Source organism: Capnocytophaga felis, assembly GCF_009684755.1.
Classification (GTDB): domain Bacteria; phylum Bacteroidota; class Bacteroidia; order Flavobacteriales; family Flavobacteriaceae; genus Capnocytophaga; species Capnocytophaga felis.
In genome coordinates, this window is record NZ_BLBC01000014.1 from 262,398 (window position 1) to 283,641 (window position 21,244).

Annotated in this window: 20 protein-coding genes and 2 pseudogenes; 9 read left to right on the forward strand and 13 right to left on the reverse strand. The window is 35.8% G+C overall.

What is annotated here, in order from left to right:
* Positions 1–678 (forward strand): tRNA (guanosine(37)-N1)-methyltransferase TrmD, encoded by a 678-nt coding sequence (gene trmD, locus GN105_RS11695; protein ID WP_155285578.1) that lies wholly within the window; start codon positions 1–3, stop codon positions 676–678.
* 54 nt (positions 679–732) lie between these two features.
* Here the strand turns inward: trmD and GN105_RS11700 are convergent, their stop codons facing one another.
* Positions 733–1,020, reverse strand: a complete 288-nt coding sequence (locus GN105_RS11700; protein ID WP_262884852.1) for an HU family DNA-binding protein — start codon at positions 1,018–1,020, stop codon at positions 733–735.
* 375 nt (positions 1,021–1,395) lie between these two features.
* The gene (gene ettA / locus GN105_RS11705) at positions 1,396–3,090 is read right to left on the reverse strand and encodes an energy-dependent translational throttle protein EttA (protein ID WP_155285580.1); all 1,695 of its coding nucleotides are present in this window, start codon (positions 3,088–3,090) and stop codon (positions 1,396–1,398) included.
* Between the two features lie 334 nt (positions 3,091–3,424).
* On the opposite strand from ettA, the gene GN105_RS11710 reads away from it, so the two are divergent.
* Positions 3,425–3,838 carry a hypothetical protein gene (locus GN105_RS11710; RefSeq protein ID WP_227977425.1) on the forward strand — a complete coding sequence of 138 codons (414 nt, stop codon included), beginning with the start codon at positions 3,425–3,427 and terminating at the stop codon, positions 3,836–3,838.
* Positions 3,839–3,901: 63 nt separating this feature from the next.
* On the opposite strand, the gene GN105_RS11715 is transcribed toward GN105_RS11710, so the two are convergent.
* From GN105_RS11715 to GN105_RS11735, 5 genes are all read right to left on the reverse strand, one after another.
* A complete protein-coding gene (locus GN105_RS11715) occupies positions 3,902–5,104 on the reverse strand; it encodes an acetate/propionate family kinase (protein ID WP_155285581.1) in 1,203 nt (400 codons plus the stop codon).
* Between the two features lie 175 nt (positions 5,105–5,279).
* Positions 5,280–5,792, reverse strand: coding sequence for an isoprenylcysteine carboxyl methyltransferase family protein (locus GN105_RS11720; protein WP_155285582.1), 513 nt, complete (start codon positions 5,790–5,792; stop codon positions 5,280–5,282).
* Positions 5,793–5,889: 97 nt separating this feature from the next.
* The gene (gene pta, locus GN105_RS11725; RefSeq protein WP_155285583.1) at positions 5,890–7,974 is read right to left on the reverse strand and encodes a phosphate acetyltransferase; all 2,085 of its coding nucleotides are present in this window, start codon (positions 7,972–7,974) and stop codon (positions 5,890–5,892) included.
* Between the two features lie 145 nt (positions 7,975–8,119).
* Positions 8,120–9,445, reverse strand: coding sequence for a tRNA (N(6)-L-threonylcarbamoyladenosine(37)-C(2))-methylthiotransferase MtaB (gene mtaB, locus GN105_RS11730; protein WP_155285584.1), 1,326 nt, complete (start codon positions 9,443–9,445; stop codon positions 8,120–8,122).
* A gap of 76 nt (positions 9,446–9,521) precedes the next feature.
* On the reverse strand, positions 9,522–9,884 hold the full coding sequence (locus tag GN105_RS11735; RefSeq protein ID WP_155285585.1) for a hypothetical protein: 363 nt from the start codon (positions 9,882–9,884) through the stop codon (positions 9,522–9,524).
* Between the two features lie 272 nt (positions 9,885–10,156).
* Between GN105_RS11735 and GN105_RS11740 the strand changes: the two genes are divergently transcribed.
* Positions 10,157–11,602, forward strand: a complete 1,446-nt coding sequence (locus GN105_RS11740) for an SLC13 family permease (RefSeq protein WP_155285586.1) — start codon at positions 10,157–10,159, stop codon at positions 11,600–11,602.
* A 364-nt stretch (positions 11,603–11,966) separates the two neighbouring features.
* On the opposite strand, the gene GN105_RS11750 is transcribed toward GN105_RS11740, so the two are convergent.
* The 6 genes and pseudogenes from GN105_RS11750 to GN105_RS13145 all read right to left on the reverse strand — a co-directional run bounded on the left by GN105_RS11750 (position 11,967) and on the right by GN105_RS13145 (position 14,985).
* Complete coding sequence (locus tag GN105_RS11750) at positions 11,967–12,578, reverse strand: DUF6088 family protein (protein WP_227977426.1); 612 nt, start codon at positions 12,576–12,578, stop codon at positions 11,967–11,969.
* Positions 12,579–12,676: 98 nt separating this feature from the next.
* Positions 12,677–13,279: pseudogene (locus tag GN105_RS11755) on the reverse strand (master DNA invertase Mpi family serine-type recombinase).
* Positions 13,280–13,377: 98 nt separating this feature from the next.
* Complete coding sequence (locus GN105_RS11760) at positions 13,378–13,917, reverse strand: hypothetical protein (RefSeq protein ID WP_155285587.1); 540 nt, start codon at positions 13,915–13,917, stop codon at positions 13,378–13,380.
* Positions 13,918–14,077: 160 nt separating this feature from the next.
* Positions 14,078–14,593: a hypothetical protein gene (locus GN105_RS11765; protein WP_155285588.1), complete on the reverse strand. Its 516-nt coding sequence runs from the start codon at positions 14,591–14,593 to the stop codon at positions 14,078–14,080.
* A gap of 21 nt (positions 14,594–14,614) precedes the next feature.
* Complete coding sequence (locus GN105_RS11770; RefSeq protein WP_444542105.1) at positions 14,615–14,734, reverse strand: hypothetical protein; 120 nt, start codon at positions 14,732–14,734, stop codon at positions 14,615–14,617.
* Positions 14,695–14,985, reverse strand: coding sequence for a hypothetical protein (locus GN105_RS13145; RefSeq protein ID WP_444542106.1), 291 nt, complete (start codon positions 14,983–14,985; stop codon positions 14,695–14,697). The genes GN105_RS11770 and GN105_RS13145 overlap by 40 nt, the downstream gene beginning before the upstream one ends.
* A gap of 86 nt (positions 14,986–15,071) precedes the next feature.
* On the opposite strand from GN105_RS13145, the pseudogene GN105_RS13130 reads away from it, so the two are divergent.
* The 6 genes and pseudogenes from GN105_RS13130 to GN105_RS11800 all read left to right on the forward strand — a co-directional run.
* Positions 15,072–15,239 (forward strand): annotated as a pseudogene (locus GN105_RS13130) (Arm DNA-binding domain-containing protein); the annotation flags it as partial.
* Between the two features lie 43 nt (positions 15,240–15,282).
* Positions 15,283–16,293 carry a tyrosine-type recombinase/integrase gene (locus tag GN105_RS11780; RefSeq protein WP_227977427.1) on the forward strand — a complete coding sequence of 337 codons (1,011 nt, stop codon included), beginning with the start codon at positions 15,283–15,285 and terminating at the stop codon, positions 16,291–16,293.
* Positions 16,294–16,345: 52 nt separating this feature from the next.
* Positions 16,346–17,548, forward strand: a complete 1,203-nt coding sequence (locus tag GN105_RS11785) for a site-specific integrase (RefSeq protein ID WP_155285590.1) — start codon at positions 16,346–16,348, stop codon at positions 17,546–17,548.
* A 574-nt stretch (positions 17,549–18,122) separates the two neighbouring features.
* On the forward strand, positions 18,123–19,043 hold the full coding sequence (gene gapS4a, locus GN105_RS11790) for a GapS4a family protein (protein WP_155285591.1): 921 nt from the start codon (positions 18,123–18,125) through the stop codon (positions 19,041–19,043).
* A gap of 1 nt (position 19,044) precedes the next feature.
* Positions 19,045–20,169: a GapS4b family protein gene (gene gapS4b / locus GN105_RS11795; RefSeq protein ID WP_155285592.1), complete on the forward strand. Its 1,125-nt coding sequence runs from the start codon at positions 19,045–19,047 to the stop codon at positions 20,167–20,169.
* Positions 20,169–21,209 (forward strand): nucleoid-associated protein, encoded by a 1,041-nt coding sequence (locus tag GN105_RS11800; protein ID WP_227977428.1) that lies wholly within the window; start codon positions 20,169–20,171, stop codon positions 21,207–21,209. The genes gapS4b and GN105_RS11800 overlap by 1 nt, the downstream gene beginning before the upstream one ends.
* The last annotated feature ends 35 nt before the right edge of the window (positions 21,210–21,244 follow it).

A 21,244-nucleotide genomic window follows, 5' to 3' on the forward strand; every position in this document is an offset into this window, starting at 1 on the left:
ATGCGTATTGATATTATTTCGGTGGTTCCGGAACTTTTGGAAAGTCCTTTCAATGCTTCAATTATGAAGCGAGCAATTGAAAAAGGATTGGTGGAAGTTCATTTTCATAACTTACGAGATTACAGCACAGGAAATTATCGGCAAGTAGATGATTATCAGTTTGGTGGAGGTGCAGGAATGGTACTAATGATTGAACCTATTGATAAGTGCATTACCAAACTAAAATCACAACGAGATTATGACGAAGTGATTTATATGACTCCTGACGGGGAAACTTTTAACCAGAAAACCGCAAACCGAATGTCTCTTTGTGAAAATTTAATTATACTTTGTGGGCATTACAAAGGTGTTGACCAACGTGTTCGCGACCATTTTATCACAAAGGAAATTTCTGTGGGTGATTATGTGCTTTCTGGCGGAGAATTGGGAGCTATGATTGTTTGCGATGCAGTTATTCGTTTGATTCCCGGTGTACTTGGAGATGAAACTTCAGCTTTAACTGACTCATTTCAAGATGATTTGTTAGCTCCACCTGTTTACACACGTCCCGCATCGTACAACGGATGGAACGTTCCGGAAATATTACTAAGCGGAAATTTTCCTGAAATAGAACAATGGCGTGAAGAAGAAGCTTACAAACACACCAAAATACGAAGACCTGATTTACTTAAAAAATAAATTAGAAAAGGCTATCTAAATTAGATAGCCTTTTTTTGATTCTTTTTCTGTTTACTAGTTTACCGCGTCAGAAAGTTCAGAGCCTGGCTTGAATTTCACCACATTTTTAGCAGCTACTTTAATCACTTCATTGGTACGAGGGTTTCTCGCCTCGCGAGCTTCTTTTTTAGTTACTGACCAAGAACCAAAGCCTACAATCGAAACTTTATCTCCTTTTTCCAGAGTTTTTTCTACATTTGAAAAGAAAGATTCCAACGCTTTCTTTGCATCTACTTTTGTAATTCCTGCATCAGCAGCAATAGCATCAATTAATTCTGTTTTGTTCATAGTATTGATTTTAATACAATTAATAAAGACAAAGATAGTAATATATTTAATCTGAACAACAACTCTCTGTAAAAAAGCAGATATTTTAAATAAAAATTAACATCATTGCTGGAATTCGCTAAAATAATTATAAAGAACACATTACTTTTCCTTTATTTTAATGGTAAATCCTACAAAGGCAACTTAATATTCACAAGTAAAACAATGTAAAAAATATACTCTTCATAATATCTTTATCCTTAAAATTATTTTATTTTTCTGATATTAAAATGATTTTTTCACAGATATACTCATTTTAAAATTTAAAAATTATATTTTTCGTAAATTTCTTCCATAAAAACAAATAAAAAAGGATTAGAAAACATTTTCCAATCCTTTTCATTATAATTGTTAATTACGAACTAATTTCTTGTACTTAATACGTGTTGGCGTAACTTCTTTTCCGAGGCGTTTGCGTTTATTTTCCTCGTATTCAGAAAAACTTCCTTCAAAGAAATATACTTGAGAATCGCCTTCAAATGCCAAAATATGCGTACAAATTCTGTCCAAGAACCATCGGTCGTGTGAGATGATTACAGCACAACCCGCAAAATTCTCCAAACCTTCCTCCAAAGCACGTAATGTATTAACATCTAAGTCGTTAGTAGGCTCATCGAGTAAAAGTACGTTTCCTTCTTCTTTGAGGGTCATTGCCAAATGCAAACGGTTACGTTCTCCTCCCGAAAGCGTACCTACTTTTTTGTTTTGCTCACTTCCGCTGAAATTAAATCGGCTTAGATAGGCACGTGAATTAACCTGCCGTCCGCCCATCATAATGAGGTCTTGTCCATCGGAGAAATTCTCCCAAATAGATTTTTCAGGGTCAATATTCTTGTGCGACTGGTCAACATAAGCGATTTTTACCGTTTCCCCAACGATAAATTCCCCTGAATCGGGTGTCTCTTCTCCCATAATCATTCTGAAAATGGTCGATTTTCCTGCTCCGTTAGGACCAATCACCCCAACGATTCCCGCTTGTGGCAATACAAAATTCAAATCTTCATATAGGATTTTATCACCAAAGGCTTTGGATACGTGTTTGGCTTCAATAACGTTTGTTCCCAATCGTGGTCCGTTAGGAATATAGATTTCGAGCTTTTCTTCCAATTGCTTTTGGTCTTCATTCAAAAGTCGGTCGTAGTTTTGCAAACGGGCTTTTTGCTTGGCTTGCCGTCCCTTAGCTCCTTGGCGTACCCATTCCAACTCACGTTCCAACATTTTTTGGCGTTTGGATTCAGTTTTTTGCTCTTGTGCCAAACGTTTGGCTTTTTGGTCAAGCCACGATGAATAGTTTCCTTTCCACGGAATACCTTCTCCTCTATCGAGTTCCAAAATCCAACCCGCAACATTGTCCAAGAAATAACGGTCGTGGGTTACAGCGATTACAGTTCCTGCGTATTGTTGCAAATGTTGCTCCAACCACAGAACAGACTCAGCGTCAAGATGGTTCGTAGGCTCATCAAGTAACAGCACATCAGGTTGTTGCAAAAGCAAACGGCAAAGAGCAACACGGCGACGTTCTCCTCCCGAAAGCACTTTTATGGGCGTGTCGGGATCTGGCGTGCGGAGAGCATCCATAGCTATTTCCAATTTATTGTCGATTTCCCAACCGCCACAAGCGTCGATTTTATCTTGTAATTCGGCTTGTTTGTCCATCAACTTTTGCATTTTGTCAGGGTCAGAATACACCTCTTCCAAACCAAACATATCGTTAATTTTGTTGAACTCGTCCAAAATACCGATAATTTCAGAAGCACCCTCGCGAACTACTTCTATAACCGTTTTATTTTCATCTAATTGTGGTTCTTGTTCTAAATACCCGATCGTGTAGCCTGGGGCAAATACCACATCACCTTGATAGTTTTTATCAACCCCTGCAATAATCTTCAAAAGGGATGATTTTCCTGAACCATTCAACCCCAAAATACCTATTTTTGCTCCATAGAAAAAGCTCAAATAAATATCTTTAAGCACTTGTTTATTCGTCGAAGAATAGGTTTTGCTTACCCTCGACATCGAAAAAATTACTTTCTTATCGTCTGACATATTTTTAAAATTTAAGGCTCAAAGTTACATCTAAATATTGAAAAAGAAAAATATAAAAATTTGTACTTCAATCATTATTTTTTCAATCTATTTCACTAATGTTTTGGAGTGACAAACCTCTATTAATAATTTGATTTTCATTAAATTAAATAACTTTAAAACAGATTATAAAACGGATTTTTACGTAAATTAAATGTAAAAAATAAAAATCTTTGTATTACAAAACTCAAGAAAATTACTTATTTTTGTTACATAAACATAAAATGAAATCATAATGAGACTCTTTTTTATCACAATATGTTTAGTACTTTCAATTAATGCAAACGCTCAGAAAATGAAAGACATAGCTAATCGGACGGCTATAAGTATAGGATATGATTATCAAGGAAGAAATAGCCTTACTGCCGGAATTGAATACAATTTGCCTATTGATAGCTATCGTTGGCACGGATACAACTTGGGAATGGCTATACGTTATTTTAAAGGAAAAGATGGCAACCAATATTTTGTTCCGGAAGTAAAATTAATTTACAGAAAAAACGGATTACTATTTGGTTTTCAATCTTCTACAAAGAATTTTTCGCCCATTGCAGGAGTTAATTTTCTTAATTTTTTGCATCTTTATAGCGGATATAGTTTTCCTTTTGATAAAACTCAAACGAATCTGCAAGGTGTAGTTTTTGGAATTAGAATTTTTGTTGCACTTTTTGAAGGAAAATTCTATGATAATTTAAAAATTGGATTTTAATACCGAATAAAAAAACAGCCAAATTTCTAAAAAGAAATTTGGCTGTTTTAACTTTATTAACAATTAACCTATTAGTTCTACTACTTCGTTAGCTATTTGTAACTCTTCGTTTGTAGGAATGATAAGAATCTTTACACGACTTTTATCACTTTGAACCTCAACAGCTTGTTTAGGTCGGTTAAATTCTTTATTTTTATTTTCGTCAATTTCTATCCCTAAAAACTCCATTCCTTGACACGCAAGCAAACGAATTAAATCATCATTCTCGCCCAAACCTGCTGTAAAAGTGATGCTATCCAATCCGTTCAAAATAGCGGCATACGCCCCAATAAATTTCTTAATTCGGTAAGCATACATCTCATAGCAAAGAATTGCATTGGCATCTCCTGCAAAGTATTTGTCCGATACATCTCGTGCATCGGAACTGCCTGTTAGTCCAAGCATTCCGCTTTTCTTGTTGAGAATTGTACTAATTTCATCAGCTGTTAAATTCAATCTGTCAGCAAGATAAAAAATAACTCCGGCATCAATATTTCCACAACGTGTTCCCATCACCAAACCATCAAGTGGTGTAAGCCCCATTGTTGTATCCATACATCTTCCACTTTCATTCACGGCTGCCATACTTGAGCCATTTCCTAAGTGTATTGTGATGTTTTTTATATTCTCATTCAAATGTTTACGTGCTTGTGCATCAACATATTTATGACTTGTTCCGTGGAATCCGTACGCTCTTACACCATAATTTTCGTAATATTCATTCGGGATAGCGTAGCGAAATGCTTTGGCTGGCATTGTTTGATGAAAAGCAGTATCAAAAACAGCTACGTGTTTTGCTTTTTTGAAAATCTTTTCTGCACTGCGAATCCCCTCCAAACAAGCAGGATTATGCAAAGGCGATAGCGGAATAAGTTTTTCTATTTCCTTTTCAACTTCCTCCGTTACAAGTGTTGGTTGCACAAATTTTTCTCCTCCGTGAACCACACGATGCCCTATGGCTTTAATATCATCCGGATTACTGATAACCCCTACTTCTGCATCTGTTAGTAAATCAGTTACTTGCCTCATTGCCTCTTCGTGGTTACTGATTGGTAACTGTTTTTTTATTTCTACTTCTTTACCATCTTTCAAAGCCACATATTTGATTGAACTTCCTTCAATCCCAATTCTATCTACAAGCCCTCTTACTTTTGAGATACCCTTTTGTGAATCAATTAATTGATATTTTAGTGAGGAACTTCCCGAATTTATTATCAATATTTCCATATATTTTTATTAAAAACGATTATATAATTTAATTCAATTTTTTTTGAGATTATATTTACTATTTCCTTCTGAAAGAAAACGGCACAAAGCTACAAAACTTTTTCAAACTCAAAGAATTTTTATTGCAAATATATTTCTAACTCAATATTAATCCAACTAATATGTAACAATATTGTTATAGTAAATGTTTCATTGCAGCTTCTTCTTGTCGAATACGGATTGTTAAAATTACCGCATAAATAGGCAACATAACACAAAGTGTGATGTAAGCCTTACATAAAAGTGCAATTCCCACAAGTTCAGGCAGAATATTCAAAAAATAATTAGGATGTTTTACCCATTTGAATAAAAAAGATTTATTGATTTTATGGTTGGGCAATATGTATATTTTCAGCGTCCAAATTTCCTTAAGCTGATAAATCACATAAAACAGCATCAAATATGCAAAAACTAACAAGGCAACTCCTATATTTGAGGTAAAATCTAATGAAAAATGTTCGTTTCGGATAGCTTCAAATAAACAAAGAAAATAAAAAGATACGTGAGCAAGTGTCAGCAACATCGAGTTGAATTTTCCGTATTGAATTCCTCCCATTTCTTTAATTCGTTTTTCATTTTTAATCGAAATTGCTAAAGAAACTAATCTTAGTGCAAAAAAACAGATAAAAATAATAATGACTTCTTTCATACAATGATTTATAATTTTACAGTTTTAAAAATACATAGTCAAAAAATTTGCCAAAGCTTTAAAGGCTTTGGCAAAAAGTATACATTCAAAAAGAATTCTATTCTTCCATAACTGACTGAATAGCAGTGATTAACACTGTATTATAAATATCAGGAATGGTAGCTCCTCGGCTTAAATCATTTACGGGTTTTTTAAGCCCTTGTAACATTGGTCCTATAGCTAATGCCCCTGTTTCACGTTGTACTGCTTTGTAGGTATTGTTTCCTGTGTTCAAATCGGGGAAAATAAGCACATTTGCTTGCCCCGCTACTTTTGAATCAGGCATTTTACTTTTTCCTACTTTAGGGTCAACCGCAGCATCATACTGAATAGGTCCTTCTACAAGTAATTCAGGATGTTGTGATTTTACAATTTCAGTTGCTTCACGCACTTTATCCACATCGGCACCGCTTCCTGAACTTCCTGAAGAATAGGAAAGTAAAGCAACCTTAGGCTCAATTCCGAAAGCTTTTGCCGATTCAGCCGATGAAATAGCAATTTCAGCCAACTGTTCTGCTGTCGGATTCGGAACGATTGCACAATCTCCATAAACAAGCACTCTGTCGTGCAACAACATAAAGAACACTGAAGAAACCGTATTTACATTCGGTTTGGTTTTTACAAATTGTAATGAAGGACGAATTGTATGTGCCGTTGTATTTACCGCACCCGAAACCATTCCGTCAGCATCACCTAAAAATACCATCATCGTTCCGAAATACGAAACATCAAGCATTAAATCACGTGCTTGCGATAGTTCCATTCCTTTGGATTTTCGAAGTTCGTATAATTTTTCGGCATATGAATTATACTTCGGACTTTCTATCGGATTAACAACAGAAATACGATTTTCATCCCAACGCAATCCCAACTCGTTCACTCGTGCAATTATTTTTTCAGGCTCGCCAAGTATGGTTAAATAAACCAATTCATCCGCTGCCAACTGTGATGCTGCCGTAAGAATACGGTCGTCTGTTCCTTCAGGCAAAACAATGTGTTTCTGAGCATTGCGAGCCTTTTGCACCATATTGTATTGAAACATACGCGGTGTAATAGTCTCGGACTTGAAAGAAGAAATCCTTTTGTTCAAATCCTCCACATCGGCGTATTTTTCAAAAAGTTGTATGCACAACTTAATTTTTTCAAAACTTTCAGGATATATTTTCGATTTAATATTTCCGATGCGATTGGCTGTTTCAAAAGTTCCTAACTTTGATACCATAATAGGAAGCATTTTTTGTGTCCCGTCAAGGATTTTCACGATAGATTTTTCAGGTGTAAGTGCTCCAGAAAGTACTATCCCAGCCACACGCGGATAATTGGAAGAAATATGAGCTGCCAATGTTCCCACAATCAAATCAGAACGGTCAGCGGGCATTACCGCCAAACAACCTTCTGACAGATGGTTTAGGAAATTGTGTAACTGCATTCCCCCTACAATGGTTTTTTTGGTAATTATATCCACGTCATCACCTTTGTACAGAAAGCGGGCACCTAATTCATCGGCGACTTCTTTTACTGTTGGACGACTTAAATCGCCTTCTTTTGGAATAAAAGTAAAGTGAATATCCTTGTACTCTTGTTGAAGTTTTTGTTTTATTCCGTCAACGTAATACTTTGCTTTATTGACAAATACGCCCAAAATTTGAACCTCTTGTTCAAGTAAGGAATTTACCTCTATTTGTATGTGATTTACCAATTCATCTTCCGAAGAAAAATTATCCTTCAATACAATAAGTGCCGGAATGTTCAGACTTTGAGCCAACGACGCATTGAAATTAATGTCAAACACATTGCTTTCTTCCAGTAAGTCTGTTCCTTCAACTAATACAAAATCATATTTGTTTTCCAACTCTTTGTATCTTTTAATAATTGTGTCGTAAACCTCTCCGATTTTCCCTTTATTTTTAAGGCTCGCCACTTCACTACGTGAAAAAACATACGCATCATCGTACTTCATATCCAACTGAAAATGAGAAAGAATCGTCATTATATGATTATCTTTCTGAGTTTTACTTTCCAAAATTGGCTTGAAATACGCTACTTTAGTTGTATTTCGCATAATCATTTGCATTACCCCTATGGTAACCAATGATTTTCCGCTGTAAGTGTCGGACGTGATGATATATACCGATTTATTCATATTTAATTTATTTAATTGATTGAGAGATTAATGCAAAAAATCACCAAAACTCCCCAATTTTGACCGCACAAAGGTAGTAATTTTTGAAAAAAGAATAAAAATTTTTAAGCGATAAAAAAGAAAGAAAACTTCCGTTTAGGATTATTTACAGAAAATCAAATCGTACCATTCCGTCCGAATCAATTTTAGTAAGTTTCACTTTATGCAAAGTGTTTACCAGTTCAGGATTCCAAGGGGTTTTAACTTTCACGTAATTTTCTGTGAAACCGTGAATATATCCTTGTTTATTTTCGCCCTCAAAAAGAACGATTCTTTCTGTTCCTAATTGACTTTGATAAAAAGCATTTCGTTTTTTAGCAGAAAGCCCTCGAAGCATTTTACTTCGTTTGGCACGAACCGCATCAGGCACAACACCATCCATTAACACAGCTTCGGTATTATCTCGCTCAGAATATGTAAAAACGTGTAAATAAGATACTTCCAACTCACTTAAAAAATGATACGTTTCTAAAAAATGTTCATCAGTTTCGCCAGGAAAACCTACAATAACATCTGCACCAATACAAGCGTGTGGCATTACTTCTTTAATTTTAGCAACTCTGCTGGTATAAACTTCTCGCAAATAACGACGCTTCATTTTTTTGAGAATCTCATTACTTCCGCTTTGTAAAGGCACGTGAAAATGAGGAACAAAAGCCTTACTTTTTGATACAAAATCAATGGTTTCGTCCTTCAGCAAATTCGGTTCAATGGAAGAAATCCGCAGACGCTCAATTCCCTTCACTTTATCCAAGGCTTGTACCAAATCCAGAAAAGTATGCTCGTGTTTTTTATTGCCAAATTCACCTTTGCCGTAATCTCCTATATTTACGCCTGTTAGTACAATTTCTTTTATTCCTTGTTCCGAAATTTTGTGTGCGTTTTTAAGAATATTTTCAATGGTATCACTACGCGAAATACCACGAGCCATCGGTATTGTACAGTAAGTGCATTTGTAATCGCAACCATCTTGCACCTTTAAAAAGGCACGTGTGCGGTCGCCAATGGAATAACTCCCCACGTAAAAATCCGTTTCTGAAATTTCACAAGAATGCACCTGTCCTTCGTTATTCTTAGTTAAATCATCAATATATTGTGTAATATCAAACTTTTCTTTTGCTCCCAAAACTAAATCCACACCATCAACGGCAGCCAATTCCTCCGGTTTGAGCTGAGCATAACATCCCACAGCAGCAATAAAAGCCTTATCATTCGTTTTCAGAGCCTTACGAACTATTTGTTTAAATTGCTTGTCGGCATTTTCTGTTACGGAACACGTATTTATCACGTATATATCGGCAGATTGCTCAAAATCAACACGTTCAAAGCCTTCCGTTTCAAAACTACGAGCTATAGTTGAAGTTTCTGAAAAGTTCAACTTACAACCTAACGTGTAAAATGCAACCTTTTTCCTATCTTCTGATGAAGTCATTTTTATTTTTCGTTTTTTGGGTGGCAAAGATATGCTTTTTTTCAGAATATCGGACAATTAAGCCTCATTATGAGTATTACTCATCTTGAAAAAAGCCTCTATTTTCAAAATATTGAACGATAGCTTCTTTCATTAAAATGGACTGTTCGCCGGCTTTTAATGCAGGAAGCTGCTCTACCAAAGAATAATGAGGCCAGCCATCAGAATCCGTATAATCAAATTTATAATAACCATAAGGCTCAAGCAATTTGCAGATGGCTATATGCATCAAATTTACTTTTTCATCTTTTTTATATTTTGATTTTATTTGACCTAATTCCTGAATACCAATAAGATATATAATTGCTTCCAAATCAAGTTTTTCACCATCGGCGAAAGTTTTTGATAGTTCTTCTACTATTTTTTCCCATCGAGCTTTTAAGACCTCGTCTCTTGCCATATTTTACATTTTGGTGGCAAAAATATGAAGATTTTTTCTAAATCCGTGGTTAAGTTACTCTCTGAGTTCCATTTAAAGAAATTAAAATAATTGTTTTTATCAGCTACATTGACATATCAACAGTAAAAATTAATTACAGACATAGAGATTTTGAACCATTATTTTTTTCAGTTCAATCAAATTGTATTAAAATTTAACATAAATAATTATTTACTATACATTTATTTTCGTAGCTTTGACAGAAATTTTGACCACCTTTTAAATTATACATTATGGCAGATTCCAGACATTATTCATTTCAAATCTTGTCACGTATTCAAAAAGTAGTTGACATACAACGCAGGATTATTTACTTTTTGCTGAGTGCTATACTGGCTTTCGGGCTAACGTATTGGCTACACGAACCTGAGCTTAATCGAGCTCAAATTTACGTTCTGTTTATTCTGTTTTTGGCTATCGGGTTATGGGTAACTGAAGCTATTCCGCCTTTTGCCACGGGGCTTTTTATTTTCGGGTTTCTTATCTTTGCTACCAATAGCTATTATTCGGAATTAGATCCCGAAAATGCCAAATCGTATTATCAAGACTATGTAAATACGTGGTCGAACAGTGTGATTTGGTTGATGTTGGGAGGTTTTTTCATCGCCTATGCTATGCAGAAAACACATTTGGACAGAATTGTTTTCAAAATGTCCATTTCACGATTCGGGAAAACACCTGATAAGATTCTTTTAGGATTGATGCTTACCACGGCAGTCTTTTCAATGGTAATGTCAAACACGGCAACTACTGCGATGATGGTAGCCTCGGTAGTTGCTTTTTTACAAACTCTCCCAAAAGATTCTACTTTAAGTAAAGCACTACTGATTGGTATTGCGGCAGCGGCTTCTTTTGGCGGTATGGGAACGTTAATCGGCTCACCACCAAACGCCATCGCTGTTGATGCACTCTCCGATAAAGGTATCGGATTTCTGGAATGGATGTATGTAGGGATACCTGTTTCAATAATTTTAACATTAACTGCTTGGTACTTACTTAAAGCTAAATACATCAAGGAAAACACACCTGTTCATATTCAATTTGAAGACGAATTAACCGAAGAAGAAAAGCAAGAAAGCCCTGCTATCTTGAAAATGAAAAAAAATGTGGTTTTGACAATTCTTTCCGTTACGCTTTTGCTGTGGCTTACCGAAAAACTACATAATATCCCTGCCGCCATCGTTTCTTTTATTCCCATTATGTTACTAACGATGCTCGGAATTGTCAATGGACACGACGTTCGCAAGTTGCCTTGGGATACGTTAATGCTTGTGGCTGGAGGTTTGGCATTGGGTATGGCTATTAAAGAAACAGGATTAGCACAACATTATGTAGATAAACTTCAACAAGTTAATTTAAACTTTTATGTTTTAGTTGTTGTTTTTGCTCTGCTAACTGTTTTAATGTCGAACGTGATGAGTAACACTGCCACCGCAACAATTTTAATTCCCATTGCTGCTATTTTGGCACATCAATACCCTATTGTTTTACCTATTGTCATCGGGCTTAGTGCTTCCACCGCATTATTTTTGCCAATTTCCACCCCACCGAATGCCATTGTTTACAGTACGGGTTACTTACAACAAAAAGACTTCAGATATATAGGATTAATTGCAGGACTTGTAGGACCTTTAGTTACTTGTGCCATTACAATGTTAATTTTTATGGTAATCTTTTAATAGAATAATTAAAAAATAGAATTCAAGCCTCAAGAATACAGTCAGAAGATTGAAATTCTTGAGGTTTTATTTTTATAATAACTAATATTCTAAAAAAATAACATATAAATATTTGGTCTTTTCTATAAGTAGCACAGAATTTGTATGGTAATCCAAAGGAAGGTAATATGTTTAAAAAATCTATCTCTATTGAGCTAACATACAATTAAATACACCCGTTCAGTACCAATCTTTTTCTACTGCAAAAGGTGTAATTCCTTTCTTTTCTGCGATTTGGTTAAAAGCATTGATTCGCGTTTGTTTTGGAAGTTTCAAAAATTTATTTCTCATCATTTGGAAGGGCTTTTTTCATTATGATTCGTATCTATTCGGGAGCTAATTTTATATCGTGTTCCAAACGGTGGGGCTCTTCATTTTTCAAATGTTTTAAGATGATTTCTATTTCCTCATCGCGAACATTTTCCTTGCCAAGTTCTTTAAGTGCCTGAATGACTAAACCGCTAATTTTCCCAATGGCTGACAAATTTTTAGGACTTGCTTTTTTGAAAACTACTTTCCTGTTTACCAAGTTGATAGTTCTTGTTGAACCATCAGTATAATACACCAAATTCAGCGGAACTTGCGTGGATAATCCCAATGCATTCAACGCCAAAACTCCCGACGAAACGATTCGAGCTTTATCTCTTTTTCGTATGGATTCTGCAATTTTTTCGGCTTTGGGCTGTATTTCTCCCAAAATAGGGTCTCGCTCCAAAATAGAAAAAATCCCCCTTGCTACTCGGGAAATTTCACCTTCATTTACTAATCGTTCCAAAGCCTTTGAGATTGCCTTGTGCGTACCGAAAGACAAAAAATCTTCCGTGTAAAACAGCGTACCCCTTTTAGCTTTTTTTATTTTATCAAGAATTTTATTATCAACACTTTCATTTGTTTTTGAATAAATTTCTGTCGCATATTCAGTAAATATTTGCGACAAAGCAATGAGTCTTATACTTACTTTTTATTATCAACTTATGTAACAACATATATCTCTACGGTTTATCTAAATTTATATTTTACGAATTTCACCACCGTTTAACCTGCAACAATTCTTTCCCTCACAAAAGTACTTACCGTCAGCCGATGAACGCCCAAAATCCTGCCAATAGCAGAATATGAGACTTTCTTATCAAGCAATTCTTTAATTTGTTTTTCTTGCCCTGTTAGTTTGGTTTTAGAAGATTTTCTACCTTTGGGTCTGCCAAGAATTACGCCTTCGGCTTTTTTCCGAGCAAGGGCTTCTTTGGTTCGCTGACTGATAAGATTTCGTTCTATTTCTGCGGAAAGTCCGAACGCAAATGCCAAGACTTTGGAATTAATATCACTCCCTAATCTGTAATTATCTTTAATTGTCCAAACTTGAATATCTCGGTTCATACACTCGTTGAGTATTTCCATAATCATCAGCAAGTTACGCCCCAAACGAGATAGCTCAGAACAGATTAAAATATCGTCCTTTTTCATTCGTTTGAGGAGTTTACCGAGTTCTCTTTTTTCTAATTTTTGAGTTCCTGAAATGGTTTCGTTAATCTATTCGTCTATTGTTAAAGCCTCTTTTTTACAAAATTTTTCCACTTCAAAGCGTTGGTTTTCTACGGTTTGCTTATCTGAACTCACACGGATATATGCATAAATCATTGTCTAAAATATTTTGAATTAACCTTTAATATAGTCAATTTAAGAGGAATATTTTTGGACATAAAAAATTTATATTTCACTGAAAATCAATATACTTTTTATTTATTCCACACACCGTCTATTAGTCTAATTATTTCTGAATCTCTTTTATCTTTATTTTCTTTAAGTTTATCCCAATACTTTTTAAATGATTTATTCAGCTTTTCTTTAATATCTCCATTTGGTAATTCAAAACATCTTCCTATAATTTTTTTAATTTCTTTTGCATATGCCATCCAATCTTCTTTTGATTTTCTCTTGAAATTAAGTCCTACCAACTCATCAATTAAAATTAATAAGCTCTGCCAATCCGTATTTTCTTTATTATTCTTTGCTTTCAGCTTCCAAATTATAGGTTTATCAATATCTTTAAGTTTCGTACCATTGAACACTCTTTTAAAATCATCAAAAGCTATTTTCTCTATAAATTTTCCGTTTTCTTTATTTCCTCCAAGTTCTTCCCAAAGTAAATTTAGTTTTTCACCATCATATTCACTTTTTACCATAAAACTATTTCCTTTAGAATACTCATCAAAGGTTTCTAACTCTCCCTTTAGAAATCGTTTATACTCCAAGTATCCATACAAAGGAGCTACCAAATATGCAACTTGAACAAGATAACTTTTAATATTGTCATCGATGTCTATTTCTTTACTAATTTCTATATCAATGTCTTTAAATATTAATTCTATAGAGTATTCTATATCCTCACTACTTTCATAAATACTGACATATTTTTTAGCAATAAAACTTAAACATTTATTCCTTCCTATTAGCTAAGGAGTCTATTATCTCTACAACTTTCTCTATTTTATTTTCAATGAAAGACTTATCTATGATATTCTTACTTATTTTTTGATAATCTTCAATAAGTTCTTTTTTTGTTTTAAAAGCAGGTATATCGTATTTTCTTTCTCCCTTTAGATATAAGTGCCTCAATGCTAAGTGCAACCAATCTACTAATCTTTGAAAATATAAAATTCTTTCTTCTGTATTCTTAGGACTTATATCATATAAGTAAATTGTGTTGTCATATACATTATCATTAACTATCGTCATACACAAAGGACTTATTCCTTTTTCTTGATGAAGATTTAATTTATCTATGTAACGTTTTAAACCTTCACTTTCTTTCATAATCATTTTCAACTCATCTTCCGTATAGCCTTTGATAAACGGCTCTAAATCCTGCTGATTTAATTTAGCTAAATCTGCAACAATTCCTGAAATGCTACACATCTCTAACCACATAACCTCTTTATCAAAATGTTTCATATCTTTGAATCTCTAAAAAATTTATCCAAAGATACAAGGAATTTTAGATACAGCCTCTATTTTTTTCTTATCGATAACTTTTGCATATATTTCCGTAGTTCTTATATGTTTATGTCCCAACAGTTTACTAACCGTGTAAATATTTGTATCAGCAGAAAGCTGTAACGTTGCAAAACTATGACGACCGCAATGGAAAATACTTTCCATTCGAGGAATTGGAAGAATGTAGAGAATAAACCTGTAACGTGTTGTGAATTAATCGTTTTTCTATATTCTGCAACAGATAGAGGTAGGCAGAACTGTGTGGAATATTGAAACCTTTCAGTTACCAAACCGTTATCCTGTTGTTCCCCGAACAAACTGAGGTAACGATTATTGGAAGATTTTTTCATTCGGCTTCTTCTTATCTGTTTATCAATGTTTTGCGTATCAGAGAACGCTTTGATAACGGGTAATTTTGCTCATAAAATTAAAGCGTATGAAAATAGAAAAATTCAAGGTGTTGCTCTACCTCAAAAAGAGCCGATTAAACAAGTCGGGCAAAGCTCCCATCATGGGACGTATCACCGTCAACCGTTCGATGGTGCAGTTCAGTTGCAAAATCTCCTGCACACCCGACCTGTGGAATCCTCGTGAAAGCCGTCTGAAAGGCAAGAGCCGCGGGGACCAATGCGAAGCTGGACAAACTGATGCTCTCCATCCATACGGCATTCAACACGCTTGTGGAAAGAAAAGCAGACTTCGATGTGGAAGCCGTCAAGAACCTGTTTCAGGGAAGCCTCGAAACGCAGATGACCCTATTAGGGATGACGGACATTGTCTGTGAGGAATTGAGAAAGCGTATCGGGATAGACCGTGCAAAAGGAACCTACCCTGCCTATATCTATACCCGGAGAACCTTGGCGGAGTTCATAGAAAAGACGTTTCGCACCAAAGACATCACTTTCGGTCAGATGACGGAGCAGTTCATTCATGACTATCAGAGTTTCATCTTGGACGAGAAAGGACTTGCCATAGATACCTGCCGGCACTATTTGGCTATCGTCAAGAAAGTATGCCGAAAAGCCTACAAGGAGGGACATGCCGACAGATGCTTCTTCGCCCACTTCAGCCTTCCCCAACCAAAGGAGAAAACACCAAAAACCCTAAGCCGAGAATCCTTCGAGAAAATTAGAGATTTGGAAATCCCCGAATACCGAGCCTCCCACATTTTGGCAAGGGACCTCTTTCTCTTTGCCTGCTATACGGGAACAGCTTATGCCGATGCCGTTTCCGTTACACGGGATAATCTGTTCAAGGATGACGATGACGGTTTGTGGCTTAAATACCGCCGCAAGAAAAACGAGCTTCGTGCCTGTGTCAAGCTGCTGCCCGAAGCCCTTGCCTTGATAGAGGGATACAGGGATGACGACCGTCAGACTCTTTTCCCGATGTTGCACTATCCCAATATGCGCCGCCTCATGAAATGTCTGGCTGTCCTTGCCGACATCAGGGAAGACTTGACCTACCATGCCGGCAGGCACTCGTTCGCATCGCTGATTACCTTGGAAGCCGGTGTCCCCATCGAGACCATCTGCAAGATGTTGGGGCATTCGAACCTGCAAACTACGCAGGTTTATGCGAAAATTACGCCCAAGAAGCTATTCGAGGACATGGACATATATATTGAGGCGACAAAAGACCTCAAACTCGTATTATAAACACACAGACATATAGAAAACAAAGTGAAAATCAAAAAACAATGAAACAACCATGCGTAGTACATTCTCTTTATTGTTATACATCAACCGAAGCAAAGTCCGTGCGGACGGTACGACTGCCGTACTTTGCCGAATCTCCATCGACGGGAAAAGCAGGACGATAACCACAGGTATCTCCTGCAATCCCAAACAGTGGAATGCCAAAAAGGCAGAGACTGAGGACGTGCGAACAAACAACCGCTTGAAAGAGTTCCGCAAGCATGTGGAGCAACTCTATGATGAAATGCTCAAAGAGCAGGGTGTGGTTAGTGCCGAACTATTGAAAAACAAAATTGCAGGTCATATGATTGTTCCTTCCCATCTGCTCCAAATGGGAGAAAGGGAGCGAGAACGCCTTTCCGTCCGTTCCAAGGAAATCGACTCCACTTCGACCTACAGGAGTTCTCGGTATTACCAGAGCTATCTCCGTGAGTTCTTGGACTCGAAAGGCAAGACGGACATCGCCTTTTCGGATATCACCGAGGAATTCGGACGGGAATACAAGGCCTACCTGAAGCGATACAAGAACTTCGGAGCATCGCAGACCAACCATTGCCTCTGCTGGCTGAACAGACTGATGTATCTTGCCGTAGATCATGAGATCATTCGTGCCAATCCTCTGGAAGAGTTGGAGTATGAGAAGAAACCACCTTCCAAGCGGATGCATATCAGCAGGACTGAACTGAAACAACTGCTGGAACTGAAACTGCCCGCCAATGACCCTTTGAAGGAACTGGCTCGACGGACTTTCATATTCTCCTGTTTTACGGGGCTTGCCTATGTTGATACCCTACTGCTTTATCCACACCATATCGGGCGGACTGCCGACAATAGAAGATATATTCGCATCAACCGCAAGAAGACGAAAGTAGAGTCCTTCATTCCCCTGCATCCGATAGCGGAGCAGATACTTGATTTGTACAATACGACTGATGACACGCAGCCGGTCTTTCCATTGCCGAGCAGGGATGTCATGTGGTTCGAGATACACGAACTCGGTGTCATTATCGGACAGAAAGAGAATCTCTCCTACCACCAAGCCCGGCACAGCTTCGGCTCATTTCTAATTTCCAAAGGGATTTGCACAGAGAGTATTGCCAAGATGATGGGACACGCTTCCATTACTAGCACGCAGACCTATGCGAAGATTTCCGAGAAGAAGATTGCGGAGGATATGGATAGGTTAATCGAAAGAAGAAAAAGCAATGAATATTGAATTAGTATGAAAACATAAATCATAACCATCAGTGAGAATGGAAATATACACATCCCGACTGCTCCCGTTTGGATGTTGGTTTGCGAGATTACCGACCTGTTCGGTGTTTTACAGAACTAACTCTGTAATTTCTCATCATGTTCAGAAAAGATGTTTTCTATGAGAATATAAAGACACTATGCTTTTCCATAAGGATAGTTTGGTGAAACTATGCGATATAGATGTTTCTGTTTAATTGTTTTTACGCTTATAAACGCAGAAGTCAAGGATTCTCTGCTGATGGTAGTCAGTAGAGAAGACCAACTCTAAGAGAAAGCAAGTCTTCAATCATCCACAGTTATATGCTTCCCTTCGGAAGTACCTAAAAAGATTTTCGTGTTTTCTTTGGTATAAACACGAAAAATGTATACCTTTGTGACGACTTGGAATACAAACTTCGAAAGGGCCTAGGCAATGATAAGATATTACAAGCCAACGCACTCCGCTACGAGGTACACCTGAAAGAGCAGGAAGCTATTGCCCTAATAGAAGCAGTAATTGAAGGAAAATTGTTGAATTTTAAATATAAAAAAACATGGGAGAAAAATCGAAGAAAATAGGCGAATACGGAGAAGATTACGCCGAAAAATTTTTCAATTCAGTCGGCTGGGACAGTTTATCCAAAGGTATTGAATTGAAATGCAGTAATGAATTACATCAAAATAAAAAAGGGAATCCCTCTCGAACACATGGCATAGATTTTTTATACACTTACCAAAGCCCACTTGTAGACGGGCAGTTGAATAATGTAATAATTTCAGTCAAAGATCAAAATTATCCCAATAATCCCAATACAAAGTTTAGGGAATTTATGAAAGAACTAATAGCAATGCTTGAATGTTATGACTGCTCCGAAGAAAAACAGAAGGTGTTAAAAAATTATCGGTGTAATTCAATAAATGACGTTGGTATTTTATTTTGGATAAACAATACTGGAAAATCCGATACAGACTTAATCAAATCAGTATCTTCTGTAAGGCTTGAAGATACAAGGGATAATACCATTTATCTAGTTGATAATAGAAGAGCAACTTTCATATTAGAAGTAATGAAGTTTATTAAAACAAAAAACGATTCTCAATATTCTTTCTATTATCCTTTGACCGGTCGAAATCTCAACCCTCAGAATAGAAGTAATGCAGGGAAAATTCTCCCAATTGAGTATCTTAACTCTAGTGTAATTCCAATAAAATTAGAGAAAAAAAGTAATAACAAAGAGATTTCATTGTTTTTGGCAACAATAGATCATTTTGAAGCTGATGAGTTTATGCGTCTAATGGGATTGGCGAAGGATATTTCGACAAATTTAGTTGGAGAAGTTATCATTGCCTTTCCCGATTACGACCAATTGAAACATAGCAATGTCGTTAATGAATTGAAACAAGGATTCCAAGATGCCGATTTTACAAAAACTGTTTCTGTTATAAATTATATTAATCCTATAAATGCTTTATAATATGAATGTAGAACATAAAGATATAGACAAGTTTATTCCATATGGGGAAATGCTTCGTGGATATGCTAATCAAAATATAATATCCAATGCAGAAATACACAGAATACTGAAAGAACGAGGCATCTTTACTTTAAATCAAGAAAAGGAATATACCGTACCAATATTACAGACTTTGTTATTGTCCCCAAAAGAATTTGAGGAAGTTAGAAATTCATTCTCTAAAAAGGAAGATAACGAAAAAGCATTTTCGAGAGAAATTAATTGGGCAATAACTAATAATATATTTGTCCCTGAAATACTATCGGTTGATATTAACGATTATTTGAAGAAATCATTACCTACTTGCGAACTTAAACAACCAATTCTTTTTACCAAATTAAACAATAACCAGAACCATCTGATTGCTGAATTTACAATTTGTCGCCACGATAGAAACAAATCTTGGTTCGAACAGACCAACGAATTCATCGGGAAAGTTGAGTTTATTAATGAAAATGGGAAAGGGAATATAAGAATTACCCATACTGCACCAGAAACAAAGGATTTGGCGGAACAAATAATAAAAGTGCAAGTGAATAAGTTTAAACAAAAAGGTCTTATTAATCAAGATGAAAAACCAAGAAAGATTCTTTTTTCAGAATTTTCCAATGAAACACGATTTGTGTTTTTTTATAGACTGACAACTCATTTGGATACTGAATATTTTTCTTGCGAAAACATAAAGGATATTTCGATTAAACCAGAAGAAGACATTGCACTTCCAGAAGAAATTAAATGGATGGACAAATTAAAAAAGATACTACTATCGGGAGATTCTCTGGATAAAAAAGATTTTATGAAAGACAATAAGTTTCATAAGTCTCTAGTATTGTGGAATATTGATGCGGCTTTTACGTATGATTATATGGGTGAAAAAGGTAGGATGACCTTGAGTTTAGGTTTTTCGGATTATTCTTCAAAGGCTAATAAATCTGAATTTGAAATTAATATATCTCAATTCAATACTGAACGTAATTTGGGCATACGAGACAAAAGGAAATTAAAATCACAGATACTATCTGAAATGGACAGACAAAAATCTATTGTATATAATAATTTTTTGGCATACGTAAATAACAACAAATAATGAGAATTGTATATTTAGATACCTATATATCAAATATTTGTTTGCATATAGTTGGTAATAAAATTGCAGATGAAGGATCGTTATTCTCCATACTACCTACAGAATTAAATAGTAATATTAAGAAAATTTTAACAACATATTTTATTAATTCTTTCACATCCGAAGAATATTATCAACTCTACCACGAAAGTGATTTGGTGTTGAATGAGGTTTATACCTATGTATCCAAGATTTTCGATGAGCCTGAGCAACTTTATGAACAATCGGTAAATCTGACAAAACATTTGTATGAGCAAAGCACCCACCCAAAAATCAAAGGCGGAGAGTTTTATACTGTCTATTTTAAAGACTGTATATTAGATGGAGAAACTCTTGATGCGGTGGGCTTGTTCAAGTCTGAGAATAAGGATACCTTTTTGAAGGTGTTGCGTGAAAACGGCAGTTTCAATTTAGAGAGCGACAAGGGTATCAACATTAGAAAGCTAGACAAAGGCTGCCTGATTTTCAATAAGGACAGAGAAAACGGATATGTAGTTGCTGTGGTTGATAATACCAACAAGGGCATAGAAGCTCAATATTGGATTGACGATTTCCTACATGTCTGCCAGCGTAAAGACGAATACGCTAATACGCAAAATTTTATGACGTTAGCAAAGAACTTTGTAACCAAAGAATTGCCTAAGGAATTTGAGGTTTCCAAAGTGGACCAAATTGATTTGCTCAACAAGTCGTTGCATTTTTTCAAAGAGAAAGAAACTTTTGATATTAATGATTTTGCCCATGAAGTAATTGCTCAACCCGAAGTGATTGAAAGATTTCATCAATATAAGCAAGAGTATGAGGATCAAAGTGATATTGTCATCGATAATCAGTTCGAAATTTCCGAATCCGCTTGTAAAAAGCAGCAGCGGTCCTACAAACGTGTCATCAATTTGGACAAGAAAATCCAAATCGTCATTGCTGGCAATCGCCAAAACGTAGAACAGGGAGAGGATGATCGTGGAAAATTTTACAAGGTGTATTATAAAGATGAAGAGTGAATTGTGCGATAAAGTGTTCGTGTTTTTGTAGGAAT